Source organism: uncultured Senegalimassilia sp., from assembly GCF_934632265.1.
GTDB lineage: Bacteria > Actinomycetota > Coriobacteriia > Coriobacteriales > Eggerthellaceae > Senegalimassilia.
Map to the genome: position 1 here is coordinate 1 of NZ_CAKTYH010000197.1, position 1,908 is coordinate 1,908.

Sequence of the window (1,908 nt, forward strand, 5' to 3'; positions counted from 1 at the left end):
GCGCAGCGACGTGGAGGCGTAGCCGCAATGGCGAAGCTTGCGACGAACACGCGCCGCAGCGAGCATTACGGCCAGCTGCAGCGCGTCGTCGATTCGGTGTTCGCCGGCGGTGGGAAGTTCGTGCGGCGGCTCGACGTCGTCGTGACGGCCGAGTCGTTCGACCTGCCCGACGACCTTGACGAGATCATCGCCTTGCTGCCGCCGGGCACCTATACGCGCCAGCGCCTATGCGATCAGCTGAACTCGGCTATCGGCGGGCATGCCTGGGGCCAGGTGTACGGCACGGTGGAATAACGGTTCTCGCGGGGCCGCGTCCCGGTTCGGGCGCGGCCCCGCGGTTTGAAGCGGGCATCCCGCGGAAGGGGTTTTCCTTATATGGAGGATTTCGAGCACGGCATCATATCGGCGGTGGGCAACGCGTGGCTGGGCACGCTCATAACCGCTTTAGTCATCATCGTGATCACGGCGGTGGTCGGGCATCTGCTCACGAAGTTCCTGCGCCGCGTGCTCAACTACTCCGATGAGCTGCCCTCGTCGTCGATCTTCGTCAACATCGGACGCGCCATCGTGTGGGTGGTGGGCGGATCGGTGGTGCTGTCCACGTGCTTCGGCGTGGACGTGTCCGCCGCCATCACGGCGCTGGGCATCGGAGGTATCGCCATCTCGTTGGGCTTCCAGGACACCATCTCCAACCTGATCGGCGGCGTGCAGGTCAGCCTTTTGCGTATCGTCTCGCCGGGCGACAACATCTCGGTCGGCGGCGCTGCGGGCGTCGTGAAGGATGTGAACTGGCGGCATACCACCATCACCAACTCCAAGGGCGAGACGGTGGTCATCCCCAACTCCATCATCAACAAGACGTCGCTCGTGCACCTGCCGCCCACGGGTAAGGTGACGCTTTCCCTGGTGGTGGAAGGCGGCGGCGAGGACCTTGACGAGAGGGCCGGGCACATCGAGCAGGCGGCGCTCGCCGCGGCGCGCCGGGTGGGCGCGGTCGAGGCGTCCCCGCGCCTGTGGTTCACCGAGGTCGTCGACGTCGGTTTCGCCGGGTCGCTCATCTTCACCATGGCAAGCGGCGATGACGCCACGGCGGCGAAGGACGCCGTGTTGCGCGCCATCGCGCCGTTGACCAGGCAATAATCGAATTTCGCATATGAACGGGCCGAGAACCCCGGAGGCGGATGCTTCCGGGGTTCTCGGCTTTTTTGCGTTTTAGCGGGTCGTGCCCGCCCGCTTCGGCAGCCTTTGCGGCGCGCGGCTCTTCCCGTCTGCCCATGGGCAAGGCGCGCAAAGCATCTTGCTCCCTTCGCCTTGTCCGTGCGACAGGCGCGGGTAAAGCGTCTGCGGCGAAGCGGGCGGTTTGTAAAGCGGCGCGGGCCGGCTTGTAAGCCGCGCGTAAAACCCTGTCACGCTTCGGTCATGGACCGCGCTTGCGGCCGTGAGCTGGCCGGAGATGCGCGTACCATCCTCACCTGCAAGCTCGTCTTGCTTGGGAAAACATCCGAAGGGAGTATACGTACTATGCAGGGTTCTTACATCAGCCGCCGCAGCTTCATCGGCATCGCCGGCATGTCCGCGTTGGCCGTCGCCGGTTTCGGCCTGGCAGGTTGCTCGGGTTCCAATGGCGGCTCCGCCGAATCCGGTAACGCCGCGTCCGGCAAGAAGGCGCTTTCCGGTACTATCACGGCGGTGGGCTCCACCGCGCTGCAGCCGCTGTGCGAGGCGGCCGCCGAGCAGTTTATGGAGGAGAACCCTGGCGTCCAGATCACCGTCCAGGGCGGCGGCTCGGGCCAGGGCGTCACGCAGATCGCCCAGGGTGCTGTGCAGATCGGCAACTCCGACGTGTTCGCCGAGGCCAAGCTGAAGGATTCCTCCGACATCTCCAAGATCGCCGATAACAAGGTGTGC

3 protein-coding genes are annotated in these 1,908 nt (G+C 65.5%); all 3 read left to right on the forward strand.

Annotated elements, in window-relative coordinates:
* On the forward strand, positions 1-294 hold a 294-nt coding region (locus Q0H50_RS09415), incomplete at its 5' end, for a hypothetical protein (protein ID WP_366936658.1).
* Between the two features lie 81 nt (positions 295-375).
* Positions 376-1,140 carry a mechanosensitive ion channel family protein gene (locus Q0H50_RS09420; protein WP_294421697.1) on the forward strand — a complete coding sequence of 255 codons (765 nt, stop codon included), beginning with the start codon at positions 376-378 and terminating at the stop codon, positions 1,138-1,140.
* A gap of 381 nt (positions 1,141-1,521) precedes the next feature.
* A partial coding sequence (locus Q0H50_RS09425) for an extracellular solute-binding protein (protein WP_294421698.1) occupies positions 1,522-1,908 on the forward strand: 387 nt, incomplete at its 3' end.